This is a genomic window from Catenulispora sp. GP43, assembly GCF_041260665.1.
Taxonomy (GTDB): Bacteria; Actinomycetota; Actinomycetes; order Streptomycetales; family Catenulisporaceae; genus Catenulispora.
On record NZ_JBGCCT010000029.1, the window covers coordinates 132,757 to 150,174 of the forward strand.

Annotated in this window: 16 protein-coding genes; 8 read left to right on the top strand and 8 right to left on the bottom strand. The window is 70.6% G+C overall.

Going from position 1 to position 17,418, the window contains the following annotated elements; all coding sequences use genetic code 11:
• Positions 1-26: 26 nt before the first annotated feature.
• Entirely contained in the window at positions 27-1,085 is a 1,059-nt protein-coding gene (locus ABH926_RS41295) for an LLM class F420-dependent oxidoreductase (RefSeq protein WP_370371782.1), read from the bottom strand.
• A 109-nt stretch (positions 1,086-1,194) separates the two neighbouring features.
• Here ABH926_RS41295 and ABH926_RS41300 point away from each other — a divergent pair, with 109 nt between their 5' ends.
• Positions 1,195-2,844: a Rieske 2Fe-2S domain-containing protein gene (locus ABH926_RS41300; protein WP_370371784.1), complete on the top strand. Its 1,650-nt coding sequence runs from the start codon at positions 1,195-1,197 to the stop codon at positions 2,842-2,844.
• A 113-nt stretch (positions 2,845-2,957) separates the two neighbouring features.
• A complete protein-coding gene (locus ABH926_RS41305) occupies positions 2,958-3,842 on the top strand; it encodes a TIGR03619 family F420-dependent LLM class oxidoreductase (protein ID WP_370371786.1) in 885 nt (294 codons plus the stop codon).
• Between the two features lie 116 nt (positions 3,843-3,958).
• Here ABH926_RS41305 and ABH926_RS41310 read toward each other — a convergent pair whose 3' ends face one another.
• The gene (locus ABH926_RS41310) at positions 3,959-4,678 is read right to left on the bottom strand and encodes an SDR family NAD(P)-dependent oxidoreductase (protein WP_370371788.1); all 720 of its coding nucleotides are present in this window, start codon (positions 4,676-4,678) and stop codon (positions 3,959-3,961) included.
• A 168-nt stretch (positions 4,679-4,846) separates the two neighbouring features.
• On the opposite strand from ABH926_RS41310, the gene ABH926_RS41315 reads away from it, so the two are divergent.
• Entirely contained in the window at positions 4,847-5,851 is a 1,005-nt protein-coding gene (locus ABH926_RS41315) for a sigma-70 family RNA polymerase sigma factor (protein WP_370371819.1), read from the top strand.
• A 20-nt stretch (positions 5,852-5,871) separates the two neighbouring features.
• On the opposite strand, the gene ABH926_RS41320 is transcribed toward ABH926_RS41315, so the two are convergent.
• The gene (locus ABH926_RS41320; protein ID WP_370371790.1) at positions 5,872-6,810 is read right to left on the bottom strand and encodes an oxygenase MpaB family protein; all 939 of its coding nucleotides are present in this window, start codon (positions 6,808-6,810) and stop codon (positions 5,872-5,874) included.
• Between the two features lie 27 nt (positions 6,811-6,837).
• Here ABH926_RS41320 and ABH926_RS41325 point away from each other — a divergent pair, with 27 nt between their 5' ends.
• A complete protein-coding gene (locus ABH926_RS41325) occupies positions 6,838-7,293 on the top strand; it encodes a pyridoxamine 5'-phosphate oxidase family protein (RefSeq protein ID WP_370371792.1) in 456 nt (151 codons plus the stop codon).
• Positions 7,294-7,332: 39 nt separating this feature from the next.
• Here ABH926_RS41325 and ABH926_RS41330 read toward each other — a convergent pair whose 3' ends face one another.
• Positions 7,333-8,013 (bottom strand): DUF5336 domain-containing protein, encoded by a 681-nt coding sequence (locus ABH926_RS41330; RefSeq protein ID WP_370371793.1) that lies wholly within the window; start codon positions 8,011-8,013, stop codon positions 7,333-7,335.
• A gap of 174 nt (positions 8,014-8,187) precedes the next feature.
• Here ABH926_RS41330 and ABH926_RS41335 point away from each other — a divergent pair, with 174 nt between their 5' ends.
• The 4 genes from ABH926_RS41335 (at position 8,188) to ABH926_RS41350 (ending at position 13,336) form a co-directional block, all read left to right on the top strand.
• A complete protein-coding gene (locus ABH926_RS41335) occupies positions 8,188-9,378 on the top strand; it encodes an acyl-CoA dehydrogenase family protein (protein WP_370371795.1) in 1,191 nt (396 codons plus the stop codon).
• A 40-nt stretch (positions 9,379-9,418) separates the two neighbouring features.
• A complete protein-coding gene (locus ABH926_RS41340) occupies positions 9,419-10,540 on the top strand; it encodes an acyl-CoA dehydrogenase family protein (RefSeq protein ID WP_370371797.1) in 1,122 nt (373 codons plus the stop codon).
• Between the two features lie 9 nt (positions 10,541-10,549).
• Positions 10,550-12,172 (top strand): acyl-CoA synthetase, encoded by a 1,623-nt coding sequence (locus ABH926_RS41345; RefSeq protein ID WP_370371799.1) that lies wholly within the window; start codon positions 10,550-10,552, stop codon positions 12,170-12,172.
• Between the two features lie 183 nt (positions 12,173-12,355).
• A complete protein-coding gene (locus ABH926_RS41350) occupies positions 12,356-13,336 on the top strand; it encodes an acyl-ACP desaturase (RefSeq protein ID WP_370371801.1) in 981 nt (326 codons plus the stop codon).
• 440 nt (positions 13,337-13,776) lie between these two features.
• On the opposite strand, the gene ABH926_RS41355 is transcribed toward ABH926_RS41350, so the two are convergent.
• The 4 genes from ABH926_RS41355 to ABH926_RS41370 all read right to left on the bottom strand — a co-directional run bounded on the left by ABH926_RS41355 (position 13,777) and on the right by ABH926_RS41370 (position 17,151).
• Complete coding sequence (locus ABH926_RS41355) at positions 13,777-14,640, bottom strand: zinc-binding dehydrogenase (protein WP_370371802.1); 864 nt, start codon at positions 14,638-14,640, stop codon at positions 13,777-13,779.
• Between the two features lie 96 nt (positions 14,641-14,736).
• Entirely contained in the window at positions 14,737-15,336 is a 600-nt protein-coding gene (locus ABH926_RS41360; protein ID WP_370371804.1) for a Crp/Fnr family transcriptional regulator, read from the bottom strand.
• Between the two features lie 121 nt (positions 15,337-15,457).
• Positions 15,458-16,351 carry a carbohydrate ABC transporter permease gene (locus ABH926_RS41365; RefSeq protein ID WP_370371805.1) on the bottom strand — a complete coding sequence of 298 codons (894 nt, stop codon included), beginning with the start codon at positions 16,349-16,351 and terminating at the stop codon, positions 15,458-15,460.
• Positions 16,348-17,151, bottom strand: coding sequence for a carbohydrate ABC transporter permease (locus ABH926_RS41370; RefSeq protein WP_370371807.1), 804 nt, complete (start codon positions 17,149-17,151; stop codon positions 16,348-16,350). The genes ABH926_RS41365 and ABH926_RS41370 overlap by 4 nt, the downstream gene beginning before the upstream one ends.
• Between the last annotated feature and the right edge of the window lie 267 nt (positions 17,152-17,418).

The following is a 17,418-nucleotide window of genomic DNA, read 5'->3' on the forward strand; positions in this document are numbered from 1 at the left end:
GCATCAAAGATTCTGCCAGCGCGCCACTACTTCGCTAGTGCCCGGATGGTGTGCTCAATCACACCGGCGTCGTGGGACTCCGGGAGCATCACGATCTCGTCGACCCCGGCCTGCCGGTAGTCCTCGAACGCCGAGCACACCTGGTTGAGGTCGCCGACCGCGGCTATGGAGCGCAGCACGTCCAGGGGCATCGCGGCCAGCAGCGAACGCTCGTGGGCCCCGCCGCGCGCCAGGTCGATCAGCTCCCCGTGCCCGGCCTCGGCGAACATCCGGCCGAAACCGTCGGCGTCCAGGTACGGCAACAGCGAACGCCGGATCCAGTCCAGGGATTCGGCGTTCGGGTCGACGACCGTCGGCAGGAAGACGGCTAAGCGCGGCACCGCGCGGTTCATCCGGTCCGAGGTCAGGGCCAGCCGGGCCTTGATGCGCGCGGCGTGCTCGACGGTGGCCAGCGGTACCGCGACCCGGTCGGCGCGCCCCACGGCGACCTCACAGGCCTCCAGCCCGAAGGCCAGGACGGTCAGCGAGGCGCGGGAGGGCTCCAGCCGCGAGCGGAAGCCGCGGGAGCGCACCGAGACGCCCTGGAAGCTGACCGGTTCGTTGCGGGTCAGCGGGCCCAGCACGGACAGGCTCTCGGCCAGCGCGGTGGCCGGGTCGGTGCGCGGCCGGCCGTGCCAGTCCACGACCACCAGGCCGGTGGAGGCGGTCAGGGCCAGGCCGATGTCCCGGCCGGTGAGCGCGGCCACGCTGGCGGCGCCGCGGGCCGCGGTGACCGGGTCCCGGACGGCGGCGGGAAGGGGGCCGAGGGTGAGGGCGGCGCGGGGCCGGGCCGGGTTCTTGCGGCGGAGTTCGTCAGCGGTCGCGGGATCGGCTCCGGAGGCCTTGGCCCTGGCGTCGGGATCGGAGAACGCCGACGGCAGTTCCCCGGCCGCCGCGGCGACCGCCACGGCCAGCGCGAAGGCGTCGTGCCCGGTCGACTCCCCCAGCCAGATCTCCTCATAGCCGAGTTCGTCGGCGAGGCACGCCAGCCGTACGGTCAGCGCCGGGTCGCTGTCCGTGCGGTTGCCGAGAAGAACCCCGTCCACGATCACTTGACTCACTGCCCCCTGGTGTAGCCCTCAGGAAAAATCAGCTGTGATCCTCCCCGGTGGCAGAGTACCGTTCGGGGGTCTCGCGGTGCGATACGTTGGATCGATGCGCATCACGTCGATTGGTCACGCCGGCATGCTGGTGGAGACCGCCGCCGGCCGGATCGTCTGCGACCCGTGGTTCACCCCGGCGTACTTCGCGTCCTGGTTCCCCTTCCCGGACAACTCGGCCTTCGGCTCCGCCGCCGACCCGGCCGGGATCCGCGACGCCGAGTATCTGTTCGTCTCCCACCTGCACCACGACCACTTCGACCCGCACTGGCTGTCGGCCAACATGTCGAAGGACACCACGGTCCTGCTCCCCGACTACCAGGTCCCGGACCTGCGCGACGAGCTGGAGAAGCTGGGCTTCCGGAACTTCGTGCAGACCCGCAACCGGGAGGTCACCGAGCTCCCCGGCGGCTTGAAGATCCTCATCGACGCGCTGGTCACGCCGACCGACGGCCCGCTGGGCGACAGCGGCATCGCGATCGACGACGGCGAGGTGCGGATCTTCAACCAGAACGACGCCCGGCCGGTCGAGGACGGCCCGGTCGGCGCCTTCGGTCCGTACGACGCGCACTTCCTGCAGTACTCCGGCGCCATCTGGTACCCGATGGTCTACGACTTCCCGGACCGGATGAAGGCCACGGTCGGCCGCCGCAAGCGCGAGAACGGCATGGCCCGCGCGCTGCGCTACGTCGAGCAGTACGGCGCCAAGCAGGTCTTCCCGTTTGCCGGCCCGCCCTGCTTCCTGGACGAGCGCGACGGCCTGTTCGCGATCAACGACTTCGACGACGACCCGGCCAACGTCTTCCCGAGCCAGCTGGCGTTCCTGGAGTTCATGCGCGAGCAGGGCCACGACAACGGCCACCTGTTCGTCCCGGGCACCACCGTGGTCCTCGGCGCCGACGGCAAGTGCGAGATCGAGCAGGTCCCGCAGGCGCAGATCGACGAGATCTACGGCGACCGCCGCACCTACCTGACGGACTACCAGAAGCGCGCGCAGCCACAGATCGACGCGATGCACGCCGGTCTGCCGCAGGACAAGTCCGACCTGGTCGGCCAGCTCAAGGAGTGGATCGAGCCGCTGCTGGCCTGGGCCGACCACACCTGCGCCGGGCTGAACGGCCGGATCCTGCTGGAGACCGCGGACCCGGGCAGCGGCGAGGTCGACGACCAGATCGTCTTCGACTTCCTGACCCGCACGATCGGGACCTGGGACGGCGAGGCGGAGTGCCGCTACAAGTTCCGCACCGACCGGCCGCTGATCGAGCACCTGGTGCGGACCCGGACCCCGGACTGGGTGAACGAGCTGTTCCTATCCTGCCGGTTCCAGGCCTCGCGCAAGGGCCCCTACAACGAGTACATCTACACGTTCTTCAAGTCGCTGTCCGAAGAGCACATGACGTACGTCGAGGGCTACTACGCCGAGTCCAGCGATGTCACCGACCTGGCCAAGGCCGAGGGCTACGCGGTGCAGCGGCACTGCCCGCACCTGAAGGCGGACCTGACGCGCTTCGGGACGGTCGCCGACGGCGTGCTGACCTGCTCGATGCACGGCTGGCAGTTCGACCTGGCCTCGGGCCGCTGCCTGACCAGCGACGACCGCAAGCTGGTGGCGCGGCCGCTGACCGCCGAGGACGGGGAGCTGCCGGAGATCCCGAGGCAGGCACAGATCCCGGTGGAGGCCCCGGCAGCGGCCACGTCGCACTGAGCACAGTCGCACTGAGCACAACTGAGGAGCCGCGCCGGGAACAGTCGTCCCCGGCGCGGTAGTTTGCATGACTGGTCCGGTGCGGACCGGAGGCGAGCGGAAGGAACAGGCCCGTGCGGCTGGGGGTCAACGTCCCGAATTTCGGGCCCGCCACGTCGGTGGACGTGCTGGAACGCTGGGCACACGTCGCCGAGGGCCTGGGTTTCGACCTGCTGATGATGTCCGATCACGTGCTGGTCACACCGGACTTCGCCGAGCGGTATCCGGCACCGTTCCACGACCCGTTCACCACGCTCGCGTGGCTGGCCGGCCGCACATCGCGGATTCGGCTGGGCACCACCGTGCTGATCATGCCGTACCGGCAGCCGGCGCTGACCGCGCAGATGGCGGCGGGCCTGCACCGGCTGTCGCGCGGTCGCTTCGTGCTCGGCGTGGGCGTCGGCTGGTCGCCGCAGGAGTTCGCGGCGCTCGGCGTGCCCCGCGAGCACCGCGGCCGGCTGACCGACGAGTACCTGGATGAGATGCACCAGATCTGGGGCGGCGGCATCGAAGGCGTAGCGCCCGCCCTGCTGCCGGAAGAACTGCCGGGCCCGCCGGTGTGGATCGGCGGCAACAGCGACGCGGGCATCCGGCGCGCGGTGGTGTCCGGCAACGGCTGGCACCCGCTGGGCTTCACGATGGACTTCATCGACGGCGCGGTCGGGCGGCTGAAGGCGTTCGCCGACGAGGCCGGGCGCGAGGTGCCGACGCTGGCGCCGCGGATCAAGCTGCGGCTGACCCCCGAGCCGGTCGCCGACCCGGAGCGCCAGGCCGGCATCGGCACCCTGGAGCAGGTCCTCGACGACCTGGACCGGCTGCGCGCGCTGGGGTCGGAGATCACGGTGCTGGACCCCTACCACGGGGACCCGGCGGAGCTGGAGCGCCCGGAGGACGCCTGGCGGCAGCTGGCCGTGGTGGCGGCCGCGTGGGAGTCGTTCGCGGCGCCGACCGCGGTTTGAGAGCACGACGACGGCGCCGCCGCCCTCGGCCGTGATGGGGCGAAGGCGGCGGCCTGCTCGGTCCTGCTCAGACCTGCTCAGACCTGCTGCCCGCCAGGCAGCTCACACTGCCCCGCTCAGGCCGCGACCATCTCGGCCGCCGCCCGCTGCATGGCCGTGACCGGGGCGTCCGCCCAGCCCGCCGCCAGCGCCGCGGCGAACGGGTCGGGGAAGATGTCCTCGGTGCCGGCGGCCACCGCGGCGAAGATCTCCGCGGCCACCGTGTCCGGCGCGGTCTTGGGGATGTCCAGGTCCTGCGACATGTCGGTGTCCAGCGGTCCGGCCAGGACCGCGTGCACCTTGATCCCCTTCGGCGCCAGCAGCGCCCGCAGCACCTGCGTGAAGGAGTACGCCGCCGCCTTCGAGATCGAGTAGGCGGGCAGCATCGGCACCGCGGCGACCGAGGTGGTGGACAGCACGTTCACCAGGGTGCCGCGCGAGGAGGTGAGGTGGTGCCGGAAGGCGTGCGAGACGTCATAGGGCCCGTAGAGGTTGACCGCGAGCATCCGGTCCAGCTCCTCGCGGTCGTCGATCTGCGCGTAGGAGGCCACGCCGGCGTTGTTGACCAGGACGTCCAGCTCCTCGACGGCCTTGGCCGCGAGCTCGATCTGGTCGACGTCGGTGATGTCCAGCCGCAGCGGGACGACGCGCTCGTCGGGATGCGCCGCCGGGTTGCGGGCCCCGGCGTAGACCCGCCGGGCGCCCCGGTCCAGGGCCGCGTCCACCAGGGACCGGCCCAGGCCCCGGCTGGATCCGGTGACCAGGACGGTCTTGCCGGTGAGGAAGTCGTTCGACATGGTGTCTCACTCCGATCGGAGTCGGTTTTTCGCTGACACCTCCACTGACCCGGCGGCGGCGGAAAACTGGGTGGCCGCGGACCGCCCAGTTTCCGCCGCTGCCGGTGTCTGAACAGGTGAGCGCTCCTACGGGCGTGAGCATGAGGAGAGGTGATGGACGCCGTGGAGATGTCGGCCGACCTGCTACAGCGCGCCCGGTCCGGCGACCGGGACGCCTTCGCCGAACTGGTCGGGCCCTATCGGGGCGAGCTGCACCTGCTGTGCTACCGGATGCTCGGTTCCTTCCAGGACGCCGAGGACACCCTGCAGGAGGTGCTGCTGGCGGCGTGGCTCGGGCTGGCCGGGTTCGAGGAGCGCTCCTCGCTGCGGACGTGGCTGCACCGCATCGCCACGAACCGGTGCCTCAACACACTGCGCTCGGCCGGACGGCGGCCGCAGCCCGCGGCCGCCTTCCCCGCGCCGGTGCCGGAGCCCTCGGCGCACAACGAGGTGCTGTGGCTCCAGCCCTACCCGGACCTGCTGCTCGACCGGCTGCCCGACGGGGAGCCCGGGCCGGAGGCCAGGTACGAGTCGGCCGAGGCGATCTCCTTGGCGTTCCTGACCGCGTTGCAGCTGCTGCCGCCGAATCAGCGTGCGGTATTGCTGCTGCGGGACGTGCTCGGCTACCGCGCGGCCGAGGTCGCCGACCTGCTGGGCCTGACGGAGAGCGCGGTGACGAGCGCGTTGAAGCGGGCACGCGCCACCCTGGACGCGACGGCGCGGGGGCCGGAGCGTCCAGGGCCGGTGCCCGGCAGTCCGCTAGAGCGGGAGCTGACCGAGCGGTTCGTCGCGGCGTTCACGTCGCACGACGTCGACGCGCTCCTGGCCCTGATGACCGAGGACGTCTGGATCCGGATGCCTCCCATGCCGTTCGAGTACCACGGATCGGAGAACGTCCGCCGCTTCTTCACGGCCATCGAGGCGCACCGCCGCGCGATCTGCCGCCTGGTGCCGACGCGCGCCAACGGGCAGCCGGCGTGGGGCGAGTACGCGCTGGACCGGGTGACCGACAAGCTGCACTGCGTCGGGATCCTGGTGGCGCGGTACTCCGGGGACCGGGTCGACGAGCTGACGCACTTCGAGGCGGGGGTGGCGGCGTCGTTCGGGCTGCCTCGGGTGCTGGAGGCCGATTAGCCGGTCAGCCGGTCAGCCGGTCAGCCCTGCGACGCACCCGGCGCCGTCCGCCAGCCGAGGTGCTGGCGGGGCGGCGTCAGCCCCATGCGCGCGTAGGCGGTCCCGACGATCTCCGAAGGCTCCATCGCCCAGCGCAGCGTGCGGCCCGCGGCCTGGGCCAGGGGGCGGTCGACGAGCAGTCGGACGGCGTCGGGGCGTCCCAGCCGGAGCGGGTCGCGGGCCCAGTCCGGGAGCAGCGCCGAGGCGCCGTTCATCAGGACCCGGACGGCGACTCGCTCCCGGGGGTTGGCGCCGAAACGCCGGATGAAGTGGATCCCCTCGATCGCCGCCTCGGTGGCCTGGAGCTCCGGCTGCATGTCCCGCAGGTAGGTCGCGACCTCGGCGGCCGACTCGGGGACGTCCCGCGCGCCGAGCATCCGCGCCGGGACCGCGACCTCGCGGTAGTAGCGGTCACGCTCGGCGGCGGTGAGGGGCGGGGCGCCGAAGCGCTCGTAGCCGGCCAGGAAGCAGCGGACCTCGGCGACGTGGACCCAGGTCAGCAGGTGCGGGTCGGCGGCGCTGTAGGGGCGGCCGTCGGGGGCGGTGCCGTTGATGTGGGGGTGGACGCGCTCGCGGACGTGCGCGACCGCCGCCTCGGCGACCTCGGTGGAGCCGAAGGTCGTCGACAGGACGTAGGCGACGGTCCGGTTCAGCCGGGTCAGCGGGTCGGTGCGGAAGTCGGAGTGCTGATCTACGCCGGCCATCGCCAGCGGGTGCAGCGACTGGAGCATCAACGAGGCGAAGCCGCCCATGAGCATGCCCGGGGCGTCGGAGTGCACGCGCCAGGTCACCGCGCCGGGCCCGAACAGGCCGGGGTCGCCGGGCGGGCTGGAGTAGCGCTCCTTCAGGCGCAGACCGCCGGAGCCGTGCACGCTGGCGTTCAGCTCACGCCGGACGTACGCCTTGAGCCTTGCCGTCATCGATCGAAACCTGTTCTACTTTTCGCCATGAGCCAGCGGGACCGCATCCGGATGTCCGATGATGAGATCGAAACCTTTTTCGCCGCGGGGCGCAAGCTCCAGATCGCCTCGGCGAACGCCGACGGCACGCCGCACCTGGTGACCATGTACTACGCGCTGCTGGACGGCGACCTGGCGTTCTGGACGTACGGCAAGTCCCAGAAGGCGGTGAACCTGCGGCGCGACCCCCGGATCACGTGTCTGCTCGAAGACGGTATCGCCTACAACGAGCTGCGCGGCGTCACCGTGTACGGCGAGGTCGAGCTGATCGAGGACTACGACCGGGTCGTCGCCTTCGGCATGTCCCTGACCGCCCGCTACCCCGAGGTCTTCGGCGCCGACGCCGAGGCGATGCGGCCCTTCGTCGAGCAGCAGGCGCACAAGCGTGCGGTGGTGCGGGTGCGCGCCAAGCGCACCGCGTCGTGGGACCACTCGAAGATGTGAGGTAGCGGCATGGGTGTGAGGTAGCGGCAGGGGTGTGAGCTAGCGGCGGGCGGCGATCACTCCGGCGTCGACCAGGTACGCCAGCCAGGCCACCACGAACTGCACCGCGCCGAAGACGACGAACAGCGTCTGCAGGTCGCCGGCCCCGTCCGAGCTGATGGCGGAGAGCACGAGCGTGACGAAGATGGCGGTGGTGATCAGCGCCGGCAGCACGCCCGGCGCCCGCTCGTGCGGCAGGAACTCGCGCACCGCGACCAGCCCGGCCAGGAAGAACATGGTCGGGGCCAGGGCGAAGACGGCGACGGCAGCCTTGTACAGGTTCATGGAGTCGCCGCCGCCCGCACTGACGTAGCCGAGGAACAGGTTGATCACGCCGAGGGCCGCGACGCAGAGGTACAGCAGCTTGCCGAGCGGGACGGTGAGGGTGGCCCGCGGCGGGGGCTGGTGGTTCGGCGCGTGCGGCGGCGGCGTGGTGTGGTGCGGCGGGCCCTGATACTCGGTCTGCGGCTGGTAGGGCGGTTGAGTCTGGGCGGGCGGCGCTTGACTCGCGACCGGCTGGCTCGGCGGCCGGCTCGGCGCACCGGGCTGCGGACTGCCGGCTGCCGGCTGGGCCGGCTGGCTCGGCGCGTTCGGCGGGGGCGGCGGCTGGCTCGCGGCAGGCTGACTTGGCGCGTTCGGCTGCGGTACCGAATCCCCGTTCGCTCCGCTCTGCGTGCTCATCAGCTCTCCGTTCCCAGATCGGCGGCGCTCCGGCCACGTCCTCCGACTCCTCAGCCGACCAGCCCCGCCCCTTGATCGCCCTTGCTCAAAGCCGTTCGGGCGACCCGCCGCACCGATCTGATGATCCATCAGAAACCCTTGCCATCGCAGATGGAACACGTTCTAATTCACCTCATGCGGATCGCGTATACCGAGGCGCAGGCGCAGCTGCGCGACACTCTCCGCGCCTACTTCACCGAACTGGTCACCCCCGAGGTCGCCGAGGAGATGTCCACCGGCGAGTTCGGCGGGCCGCGCAGCCGCGAGGCGGTGCGGCAGATGGGCCGCGACGGCTGGTTGGGCGTCGGATGGCCCAAGGAGTACGGCGGGCAGGGGTTCACTCCCGTCGAACAGTTCGTGTTCTTCGACGAGGCACAGCGGGCCGGGGCGCCGGTGCCGTTCCTCACCATCAACGCGGTCGGCCCGGCGATCATGCGCTTCGGGACCGACAAGCAGAAGGCGGAGATCCTCCCGCGCATCCTGGCCGGGGAGTGCATGTTCGCCATCGGCTACTCCGAGCCGGACTCAGGGACCGACCTGGCCAGTCTGAAGACGCGCGCGGTGCTGGAGCCGGACGGGAAGCACTACCTGGTCAACGGACAGAAGATCTTCACCTCGCTGTCCGACCACGCCGACTACGTCTGGCTGGCCTGCCGCACCGATCCCGAGGCGCCGCAGCGGACCGGCAAGAAGCACAAGGGCATCTCGATCCTGATGGTCCCGACCTCGGATCCGGGCTTCACCTACACGCCGATCCACACCATCGGCGAGGCCTCCACCTACGCCACCTACTACACCGACCTGCGGGTGCCGGCCGAGAACGTCATCGGCGAGCCCGGCGAGGGCTGGCGGGTGATCACCACGCAGCTCAACCACGAGCGGGTGGCGCTGTGCTCGTCGGGGTCGCTGGAGCGGCCGTTCATCGAAGTGGTCGAGTGGGCCCGGCAGACCAAGCTGGCCGACGGCACCCGCGTCATCGACCGGGAGTGGGTCCGCGTGCACCTGGCCCGCATCCAGGCCAAGCTCGCGGCGCTGCGGCTGTTCAACTGGAAGGTCGCCGCCTCCGCGGAACTCGACGTCGCCGACGCCTCGGCCACCAAGGTCTGGGGCACCGAGCTCTACTGCGAGGCGTACGGCCTGCTGCTGGAAGTGCTCGGCGCTGCCGGCGCGCTGAAGAAGGAATCCCCCGGCGCCCTGCTGGCCGGCCGGGTCGAGCGCGCCTACCGCGGGGTGCTGATCCTCACCTTCGGCGGCGGCACTAACGAGATCCAGCGCGACCTGATCGCCCTGTTCGGGCTGAACATGCCCCGCATCCCCCGCCACTAGACACCGAGAACCCGAGACACCAGGAGCCCAGGAGCCCGCCATGGATTTCCAGCTGACCGAGGATCAGCGGGCGCTGGTCGACCTCGTCGACCAGATCCTCGCCGACCACTGCGGCAACGAGCGTCTGGCCGAGTTGGAGAAGGAGGCGCGGGGCAGCGGCATCGGCTCCGTGCACGACGCGCGGGCCTGGCGCGCGCTGGCCGGCGCCGGAGCGGTGTCCGCGCTGCTGCCCGACGACGGCGACCTGGGCATCATGGGGCTGGCGCTGCTCGCCGAGGCCGCGGGGAGGCACACCGCGTACGTCCCGGTGGTGGCGGCGATCGCGCTCGGCGCGCTGCCCCTGGCCCGCTTCGGCGGCGCCGCGGACCTGCTCGCCGACGCCGCCTCAGGCGCCAAGCTGGTCACGGCCGCCTTGGAGGAGCCCGGGGAGCCCGACTCCCTGATCACCACCGCGCGGCGGGGCGAGGACGGCGCCTTCGTCCTGGACGGCGCGAAGGTCATGGTCCCGTACGGCGACCTGGCCGACGCCATCCTGGTCCCGGCCGTATTGGACGACGTGCCGGCGCTGTTCGTCGTCCCGCGCTCGGCGCTCACGGTGACCCCGCTGCTGGCCACCGGGCGGCAGCCGTACGCCGACCTGGACCTGGACGCGGTGACCGTGCCGGCCGAAGCGCTGCTGGCGCGCGGTACCGAAGCGCTGGACTGGCTGCGCGACCTGGGCACCGTGGCCTACGCCGCCGAGGCCTCCGGCGTGTGCGCCGAAGCGGTCGCCATGACCGCGCGCTACACCAGCACCCGCAAGCAGTTCGGCGAGCCGATCGCCTCGTTCCAGGCCGTGGCCCAGCGCGCCGCCGACGCCTTCATCAGCGCCGAGGCCCTGCGCCTGTGCGTGCTGCACGCGGCCTGGTTGATGGACGACGCCGCGCGCGGCGGCCACTCCGCCTCCGCTGCGGACGTCTCCGCTGACGTCGCTATAGCGAAGTTCCACGCAGGGGACGCCGGATCGCGCGTCCTACACGCCGCGCAGCATCTGCACGGCGGGATCGGTGTGGACACCGACTACCCGCTGCACCGCTACTTCGTCCGGGGCCAGCAGATCGAGCAGACCCTCGGCACCGCCACCCGGCAGCTTCTCCGCATCGGCGCACACCTCGCAGAGTAAGGACTCCCCATGCAGTTCAACCTCGCGGACCTGTTCGAGAGCGTCGTCGACAAGATCCCCGAGAAGGAGGCCCTGGTCGTCCCCGGCGTCAGGCGATGGACGTACGGGGAGTTGGACCGCGAGGCGAACCGACTGGCGCACTTCCTGCTGGCGCGCGGAGTTGGAGTGCGGGACCACGTCGGGATGCACATGTACAACGGGTCGGAGTACGTGGTCGCCGTGTTGGCGTGCCTGAAGATCCGTGCGGTGCCCATCAATATCAACTACCGCTATGTGGCCGACGAACTCCGTTACCTCTATAAGGACGCGGATCTGGTCGCCGTAGTAGTGGATGCGGAGTTCGGCGACCGGGTGCGCGAGATCGTCGCCGACTCACCGAAGCTCAAGACGATCGTCTCCGTCGGCGACGCTATAGCGGATCTGCCCTCTGCGACGTATGGGGACGCGGTCCGTGGGCAATCCGAGGAGCGCGACGGACTCCTCCCCCACGGCGACCGCTCCGCCGACGACCTCTACATCATCTATACCGGTGGGACCACAGGGATGCCCAAGGGCGTCATGTGGCGCCATGAGGACATCTTCTATGCGGGGATGGCAGGCGGGCGCCCTTATGGGGAGCCGATGAAGGATCCCTCAGAGGTCGCCGACGGTATCGACCCCGCTGCCGGCCAGATGGCGACCTTCCCCGTGGCGCCGCTGATGCACGGCGCCGCACAGCTCGCCACGTTCATCAGCTTCAACATGGGCCAGAAGGTGGTCCTGAACCGGAAGTTCGACGCGCACGAGGTCCTGCGCACGGTCGAGCAGGAGAAGGCGAACGTCATCTCCATGGTCGGCGACGCCATGGGCCGGCCGCTGGCCGAGGCGCTGGCCGGGCCGCTGGCCGGGACCGACGTGAGCAGCCTGTTCGTGGTCAGCTCGGCCGGCGCGATCCTGTCCGAGGCGGTGCGCGACCAGCTCCAGGCGCAGATGCCGAACGTGCTGATCCGCGACAACTTCGGCTCCACCGAGAGCGGGTTCAACGGCGACGCGGCCCCGGGCAGCGGTCCGGCCGGCGGCATGCGGTTCACCGTCAACGAGCGCACCACGGTCTTCCTGGACGAGGAGCACCGGCCGGCCACGCCCGGTGACGGCCGGGTCGGGCGGGTGGCCCAGCACGGCAACGTGCCGCTGGGCTACTACAACGACCCGGTGAAGACCGCCGAGACGTTCTTCGAGCACGACGGCCGGCGCTGGGTGCTGCTCGGCGACCTCGGGACGCTGGAGGCGGACGGCTCGGTGGCGGTGCTCGGGCGCGGCTCGCAGTGCATCAACACCGGCGGCGAGAAGGTCTTCCCCGAGGAGGTCGAGGCGGTCCTGAAATCGCATCCCGGCGTGTTCGACGCGATCGTCGCCGGGGCGCCGGACCAGCGGTTCGGCAACCGGGTGGCGGCCGTCATCCAGCCCCGCGAGGAGGGCGCGGACACCCCCACGGACAGCGAGCTGGAGGAGTACTGCCGGGGCAGATTGTCCGGTTACAAGGTGCCCCGGCTCCTCGTGCGGGTGTCGCATATCCGCCGCTCGCCGAGCGGCAAACCCGACTACCCTTGGGCGAAAGAGCTGGTCACCGAGGCGGCCCGGCACCCGGAGTGAGATCTGGGTCACAAAAGGCGCCCCGCCGCGGAAATGAGTTGACAGTCCGACGGCTCTCACCACTGGACCTTTGCCGACACGGTGACTTACGCTAACGTAACCTACGAACCCGTAAGTTTCGGGACCGTAGGTCCGTCCCCCAAGGCCTGCTTCCCCGGGCCTGAGCGTGTAGGAGCCGACCCCATGACCGTCACCGACCTGCCCCGGCAGGGTGCCCGCCCGACAGCCGCGATGCCCGAGGCGGCCTTGCTCAGCGAGCTCGAGCAGGTCGTGGAGGCCAACCTGAACCGGCACCTGGACTGCGCCAAGGAGTGGTTCCCGCACGAGTACGTGCCGTGGAGCGAGGGCGAGAACTTCGACGGCGTCCTGGGCGGCAAGCCCTGGTCCCCGGAGCAGTCCCGGATCCCGGAGATCGCCCGCACCAGCCTGATCCTGAACCTGATGACCGAGGACAACCTGCCCAGCTACCACCGCGCCATCGCGGTGCAGTTCGGCCAGGACGGCGCCTGGGGCACCTGGGTGCACCGCTGGACCGCCGAGGAGGGCCGGCACGGCATCGCGATCCGCGACTACCTGCTGACCACCCGCGCCGTCGACCCGGTCGCGCTGGAGCGCGAGCGCATGACGCACATGTCCAACGGCTACTCGCAGCCCGACGCGTACGACGCCCTGCACTCGATCGCCTACGTGAGCTTCCAGGAGCTGGCGACCCGCATCGCGCACCGCAACACCGGCAAGGTCTCCGGCGACCCGGACTGCGAGCGCCTGCTCGCCCGGGTGGCGCAGGACGAGAACCTGCACATGCTCTTCTACCGCAACCTTCTGAGCGCCGCATTCGAGCTCGACCCGGACCAGGCCATGCGCGCGGTGGCGAACGTGGTCCAGCAGTTCCAGATGCCGGGCTCGGGCCTGACGGACTTCGGCCGCAAGTCGGTGATGATCGCCAAGGCCGGCATCTACGACCTGCGCATCCACCACGACGAAGTCGTGATGCCGATCCTGCGCCAGACCCAGGCCCTGGAGCGCACCGACCTCGGCCCCGAGGGTGAGATCGCGCGCGAGGAGCTGGTGGCCTTCCTGGGCGGCCTGGACGACGCGGCGAAGCGCTTCTGCGAGAAGCGCGAGGCCCTGCTGGCCAGGCAGGCGGCGCGGCGGAACGCCTGACAAGGGACTTTCCGAACAGACCATTGAGACCGCAGCGCCTTGGGCGCTGCGGTCTTTCGTCAATGGGCTGATCCGGCGGCGGGCGGCGCGGCATCCTCGAAAAAAAGTAAGACAGAACCCTAAAGTTCCCCGGCGGACGTGCCGATACATCTAGTAAGCGGCCCGGCCCCGGCGTAGCTCGCGTCCCTGCCCTCCGCGAGCGCGCCGCCGCCGGACCTGCCTCCTGGTAGCAGGTCCCCGGCAGGTTGCCCCCCGGCCTGTCGGGGGCCGGTTGCGACCCGTGGTGGTCTGCGGTATCAGCACCCGCAGACCATCGCTGGTGTCAGAGGCCGTGCAGCCGCATCCCTGTCCACATCCCAGCCAACCGATGCCAGCCAATCGATGCCAGGCGCCCGGTGCCAGGCGCCCGGCAAGCGGCAAGCGGCAAGCGGCACCAAGCATCACGGCAGCAGCACCAGCTTCCCGACCGCCCCGCCCCGCTCCATCCGCCGGTGCGCCTCGGCCGCCGAGGCCAGCGGCAGGGTGTCCGCCACCCGCGGGGTGAGGACGCCGGCGTCGGTCAGGCGGGCGAGTTCGGCCAGGTCTGCCAGCTCCGGGTCGACGAACACCGTCACCGGGTCGATGTCGCGGGCCGGGGTGAACTGGCCGCCGGGGAGCCAGAACTCCGGGACCACCGTCGCGTAGCGGCCGCCGTCGCGGACGCGGGCGAAGGCCGCGAGGGCCGCTTTCGCGCCGACCACGTCCAGGGCCGCGTCGACGGTGTGCCGCTGGTCGGGGTCCGTCAGCACCTCGATGCCGCGGGCGCGGGCCAGTTGGGCTGCGAAGCCTCCGACCGCGCCGGCGGCACGGTTCACCAGCAGGGTCTGGCCCGGCTTCAGGTCCAGGTGGTACAGGGCGGTCTGGGCTGTCAGGCCGGCCAGGGGCAGTGCCGCCGCCTCGGCCGGGCCGATGTTCTTCGGGGCCGCGGCGACCAGGTGTTCGGGCAGGGTCGCGTACTCCGCGTAGGCGCCGGTCTGGGTCTTCGAGTGCGCCGTGTAGGCGATCACCGCGGTGCCGGCGGGGAAGGCCTCGGTGCCCTGCTCGACCACCCCCGCCAGGTCGTAGCCCGGGATCACCGGCATGCGCACCGGTTCCGGCCAGGCGTAGCGTCCGGCGCGCATGCCGAGGTCGGCGGGGTTCACCGCTGCGGCCCGTATGCGGATCAGGAGTTCGCCGGGAGCCGGGTCACGGATGGCGAGCTTTGCCGGGATCAGGTTCTCGGCGGGGCCGAATGCGTGGACCGCCATGGCGTTCATCGTCGTCATGGCCCCGAAGCTACGGGCGGCGGATCGGGCTCGCCTTGACCTGGATCAAGCAGCGACCTGGATCAAGCAGCGACCTGGTTCAAGCGACGACCTGCATCAAGCGTCGACCAGGAGTTTGCGGCGGATCCGGCTCAGGGCCTCCGGTGTCACCCCGATATAGGCCGCCACCTGGGACAGCGGTACGCGGGGGGCGATGTCGGCGAAGTCCTCGAGGAACGTGCGGTAGCGCTCGGTCGCGTCCGCCAGCAGCAGCGTGCGGTTCCGCAGCTCGGCGGTGACGAACTTGTGCTCCGTGAGCCGCATCGTGAGCTCGCGCCAGCCCGGGTGGCGCGCCGCCAGGCCGGCGATCGCGCCGGCCGGCATGGCCAGGTACAGCGTCGGCTCCAGCGCCTGAATGGCCAGGTCGGAGATCTGCACCGTCAGCGCCGCGCGGTAGGTGCAGACCAGGACGCCGTCGGAGGCGAAGGCGTTGACGCGCTCCCGGCCGTCCGCGCCGACGAACACCTGCCGCACCAGGCCCCGCAGGATGAACTTCGGGCGCGACTCCGTGTCCCCGACCCGCGCCAGGTACTCGCCCTTGGCGGCGGTGGCCACCCGGAAGTGCCGCGCCGGTTCCAACTCGGCGTCGGTCATCCCGGGAGCCCAGCGCCGTGCGTACCCGACGAACTGCTCGAACGCGCCGTCCACACCAGACATCGAAGCCTCCTTCTGCCGAAGAAGAAGGCTCTCGGGGCCGCGCCCGATTCCCGCCCGTGCGCGTGAAAGCCCGCCGACGCAGCTCAGGACGCGTCGGCGGGCTCCTCTCAGCGCGTACGGGCTACTTGATCGAGCCCGCCGTCAGGCCGTCGACGACCTTGCGCTCGATCAGGCCGAACAGCACGATGACCGGGATCGTCGCGATCACCGTCGAGGCGAACAGGTGCCCGTAGTCGACGGTGTACTGCCCGATGTAGTTGTCCACCGCCACCGACAGCGGGGCCTTGTCAGGACTCGTCGTCAGGGTCAGGGCCACGATGAACTCGTTCCAGGCGGCGATGAACGTGAAGATCAGCGCCGTCACGATGCCCGGCATCGCCAGCGGGATGGTCACCCGCCGGAACGCGCCGAAGCGGGTCGCCCCGTCGATCATCGCGGCCTGCTCCAGTTCGGCCGGGATGGCCGCGAAGTAGGCCGACAGGATCCACACCGCGAAGGCCAGGTTGAAGCCCGCGTCCACGATGATCAGCGCCCAGACCGAGTTGATGCCGCCCAGGTCGCGCATCTCGCCGTAGATGCCGACCACCATCGCGGTCGGCTGGAACATCTGCGTGACCAGCACCAGCAGCAGGAACGCCTTGCGGCCCCGGAACTTCTTGCGGGCCGTGTAGTACGCCGCCGGCAGCGCCACCAGCAGCACCAGGAAGGTGGCGCCGAAGGCGACCTCCAGGGTGATGCGCATGTTGGTGCCGAAGCTGGAGTCGCCGGAGAACACCGAGGTGAAGTTCGACCACTGCAGGTGCTTCGGGATGATCGTCGGGTCCGAGGTCTCGTTCACCGGCCGCAGCGCGGTCAGGAACATCTCGATGTAGGGGGTGATGAAGATCAGCGCGATCAGGTACGCGCCTCCGATCAGCGCGATCTTCTTCACCCCGGGCAGGCCGCGCGGCGGCCTGGGCGCCGAGGGCACCCGGTCCTGGCGCGCGGTCGGCGAGGAGGTCGTCACCGCTGTCATGCCTCGCCCTCACTGTTCCACTTGCTCACCTTCAGGAAGGCGAAGACGATCACGATCACCAGCACGAAGTTGACCACCGACAGGGCCGCGGACTCGCCGATGTTCTGGCGCTTGAGGATCCACATGAAGACCGTGGTGGTCGAGGTGTCGTACCCCGGTCCGCCGTGGGTCATCTCCCAGATGATCGGGAAGCTGTTGAACACGTTCATCACGTTGATGACCGTGGCCACCAGCAGCGCCGGCCGCAGCAGCGGCAGCGTGATCGAGAAGTACGTGCGCGCCTTGCTGGCACCGTCCACGCGCGCGGCCTCGTACACCTCGGCCGAGACGGTCTGCAGGCCGGCGATCACCGTGTAGCTGGTGAACGGGATGGACACGAAGATCGCGACCACCATCTCCCAGACGAACCCGGAGGTGGAGTGCCCCAGCCAGTCCGCGGTGGCGCTGTTGCGGTCCACCAGGCCCAGGTCGTTCAGGATGATGTTGATGAACCCGTAGCCCGGGTACAGCATCCACTTGAAGATGATCGAGGTCATCATCACCGAGGCGGCCCACGGCGCGATCAGCGCCCAGCGCGCGACGGTGCGCCCCGGGAACTTCTGGTTGAACAGCTGCGCGACGCCCAGCGAGATCAGCATGGTCAGGGTGACGACCACCACGACCCAGATGCCGGTGCGCTCCAGCACACCGCCCAGATCCTGTTCCTTGAACAGCTTGTTGTAGTTGTCCGTCCCGTTGGAGCCCAGGTTCACGCCGTAGCGCGACCAGTGCGTGGTCGAGGACTGGACCATCTTCACCACCGGCCACAGCACGGCGAAGGCGATCAGCGCGATCGCCGGGCCGATCCAGGCCAGCGGGGCCAGGCCGGACAGGACCGACCTGGCTGAGGTGGGGCGGGGGGGGGGGCGCCCGCCCCCCCCCCGGGGGGGGGGGGGGGGGGGGGGGGGCCCGCCCGCCGGGGGGGGGGGGGGGGGGGGTGGGGGGGTGGGGGGGGGGGGGGCGGCCGGGGGGGATATATAAATATAAAAAAAACTATAGAAAGAACAAACAAACCCACAGCCCCACCC

Coding starts and splice junctions, on each gene's coding strand:
- ABH926_RS41300 (WP_370371784.1), top strand. CDS start 1,195: ATGCGCATCACGTCGATTGGTCACGCCGGCATGCTGGTGGAGACCGCC.
- ABH926_RS41310 (WP_370371788.1), bottom strand. CDS start 4,678: ATGTCGAACGACTTCCTCACCGGCAAGACCGTCCTGGTCACCGGATCC.
- ABH926_RS41315 (WP_370371819.1), top strand. CDS start 4,847: ATGTCGGCCGACCTGCTACAGCGCGCCCGGTCCGGCGACCGGGACGCC.
- ABH926_RS41320 (WP_370371790.1), bottom strand. CDS start 6,810: ATGACGGCAAGGCTCAAGGCGTACGTCCGGCGTGAGCTGAACGCCAGC.
- ABH926_RS41325 (WP_370371792.1), top strand. CDS start 6,838: ATGAGCCAGCGGGACCGCATCCGGATGTCCGATGATGAGATCGAAACC.
- ABH926_RS41330 (WP_370371793.1), bottom strand. CDS start 8,013: ATGAGCACGCAGAGCGGAGCGAACGGGGATTCGGTACCGCAGCCGAAC.
- ABH926_RS41335 (WP_370371795.1), top strand. CDS start 8,188: ATGCGGATCGCGTATACCGAGGCGCAGGCGCAGCTGCGCGACACTCTC.
- ABH926_RS41340 (WP_370371797.1), top strand. CDS start 9,419: ATGGATTTCCAGCTGACCGAGGATCAGCGGGCGCTGGTCGACCTCGTC.
- ABH926_RS41345 (WP_370371799.1), top strand. CDS start 10,550: ATGCAGTTCAACCTCGCGGACCTGTTCGAGAGCGTCGTCGACAAGATC.
- ABH926_RS41350 (WP_370371801.1), top strand. CDS start 12,356: ATGACCGTCACCGACCTGCCCCGGCAGGGTGCCCGCCCGACAGCCGCG.
- ABH926_RS41355 (WP_370371802.1), bottom strand. CDS start 14,640: ATGACGACGATGAACGCCATGGCGGTCCACGCATTCGGCCCCGCCGAG.
- ABH926_RS41360 (WP_370371804.1), bottom strand. CDS start 15,336: ATGTCTGGTGTGGACGGCGCGTTCGAGCAGTTCGTCGGGTACGCACGG.
- ABH926_RS41365 (WP_370371805.1), bottom strand. CDS start 16,351: ATGACAGCGGTGACGACCTCCTCGCCGACCGCGCGCCAGGACCGGGTG.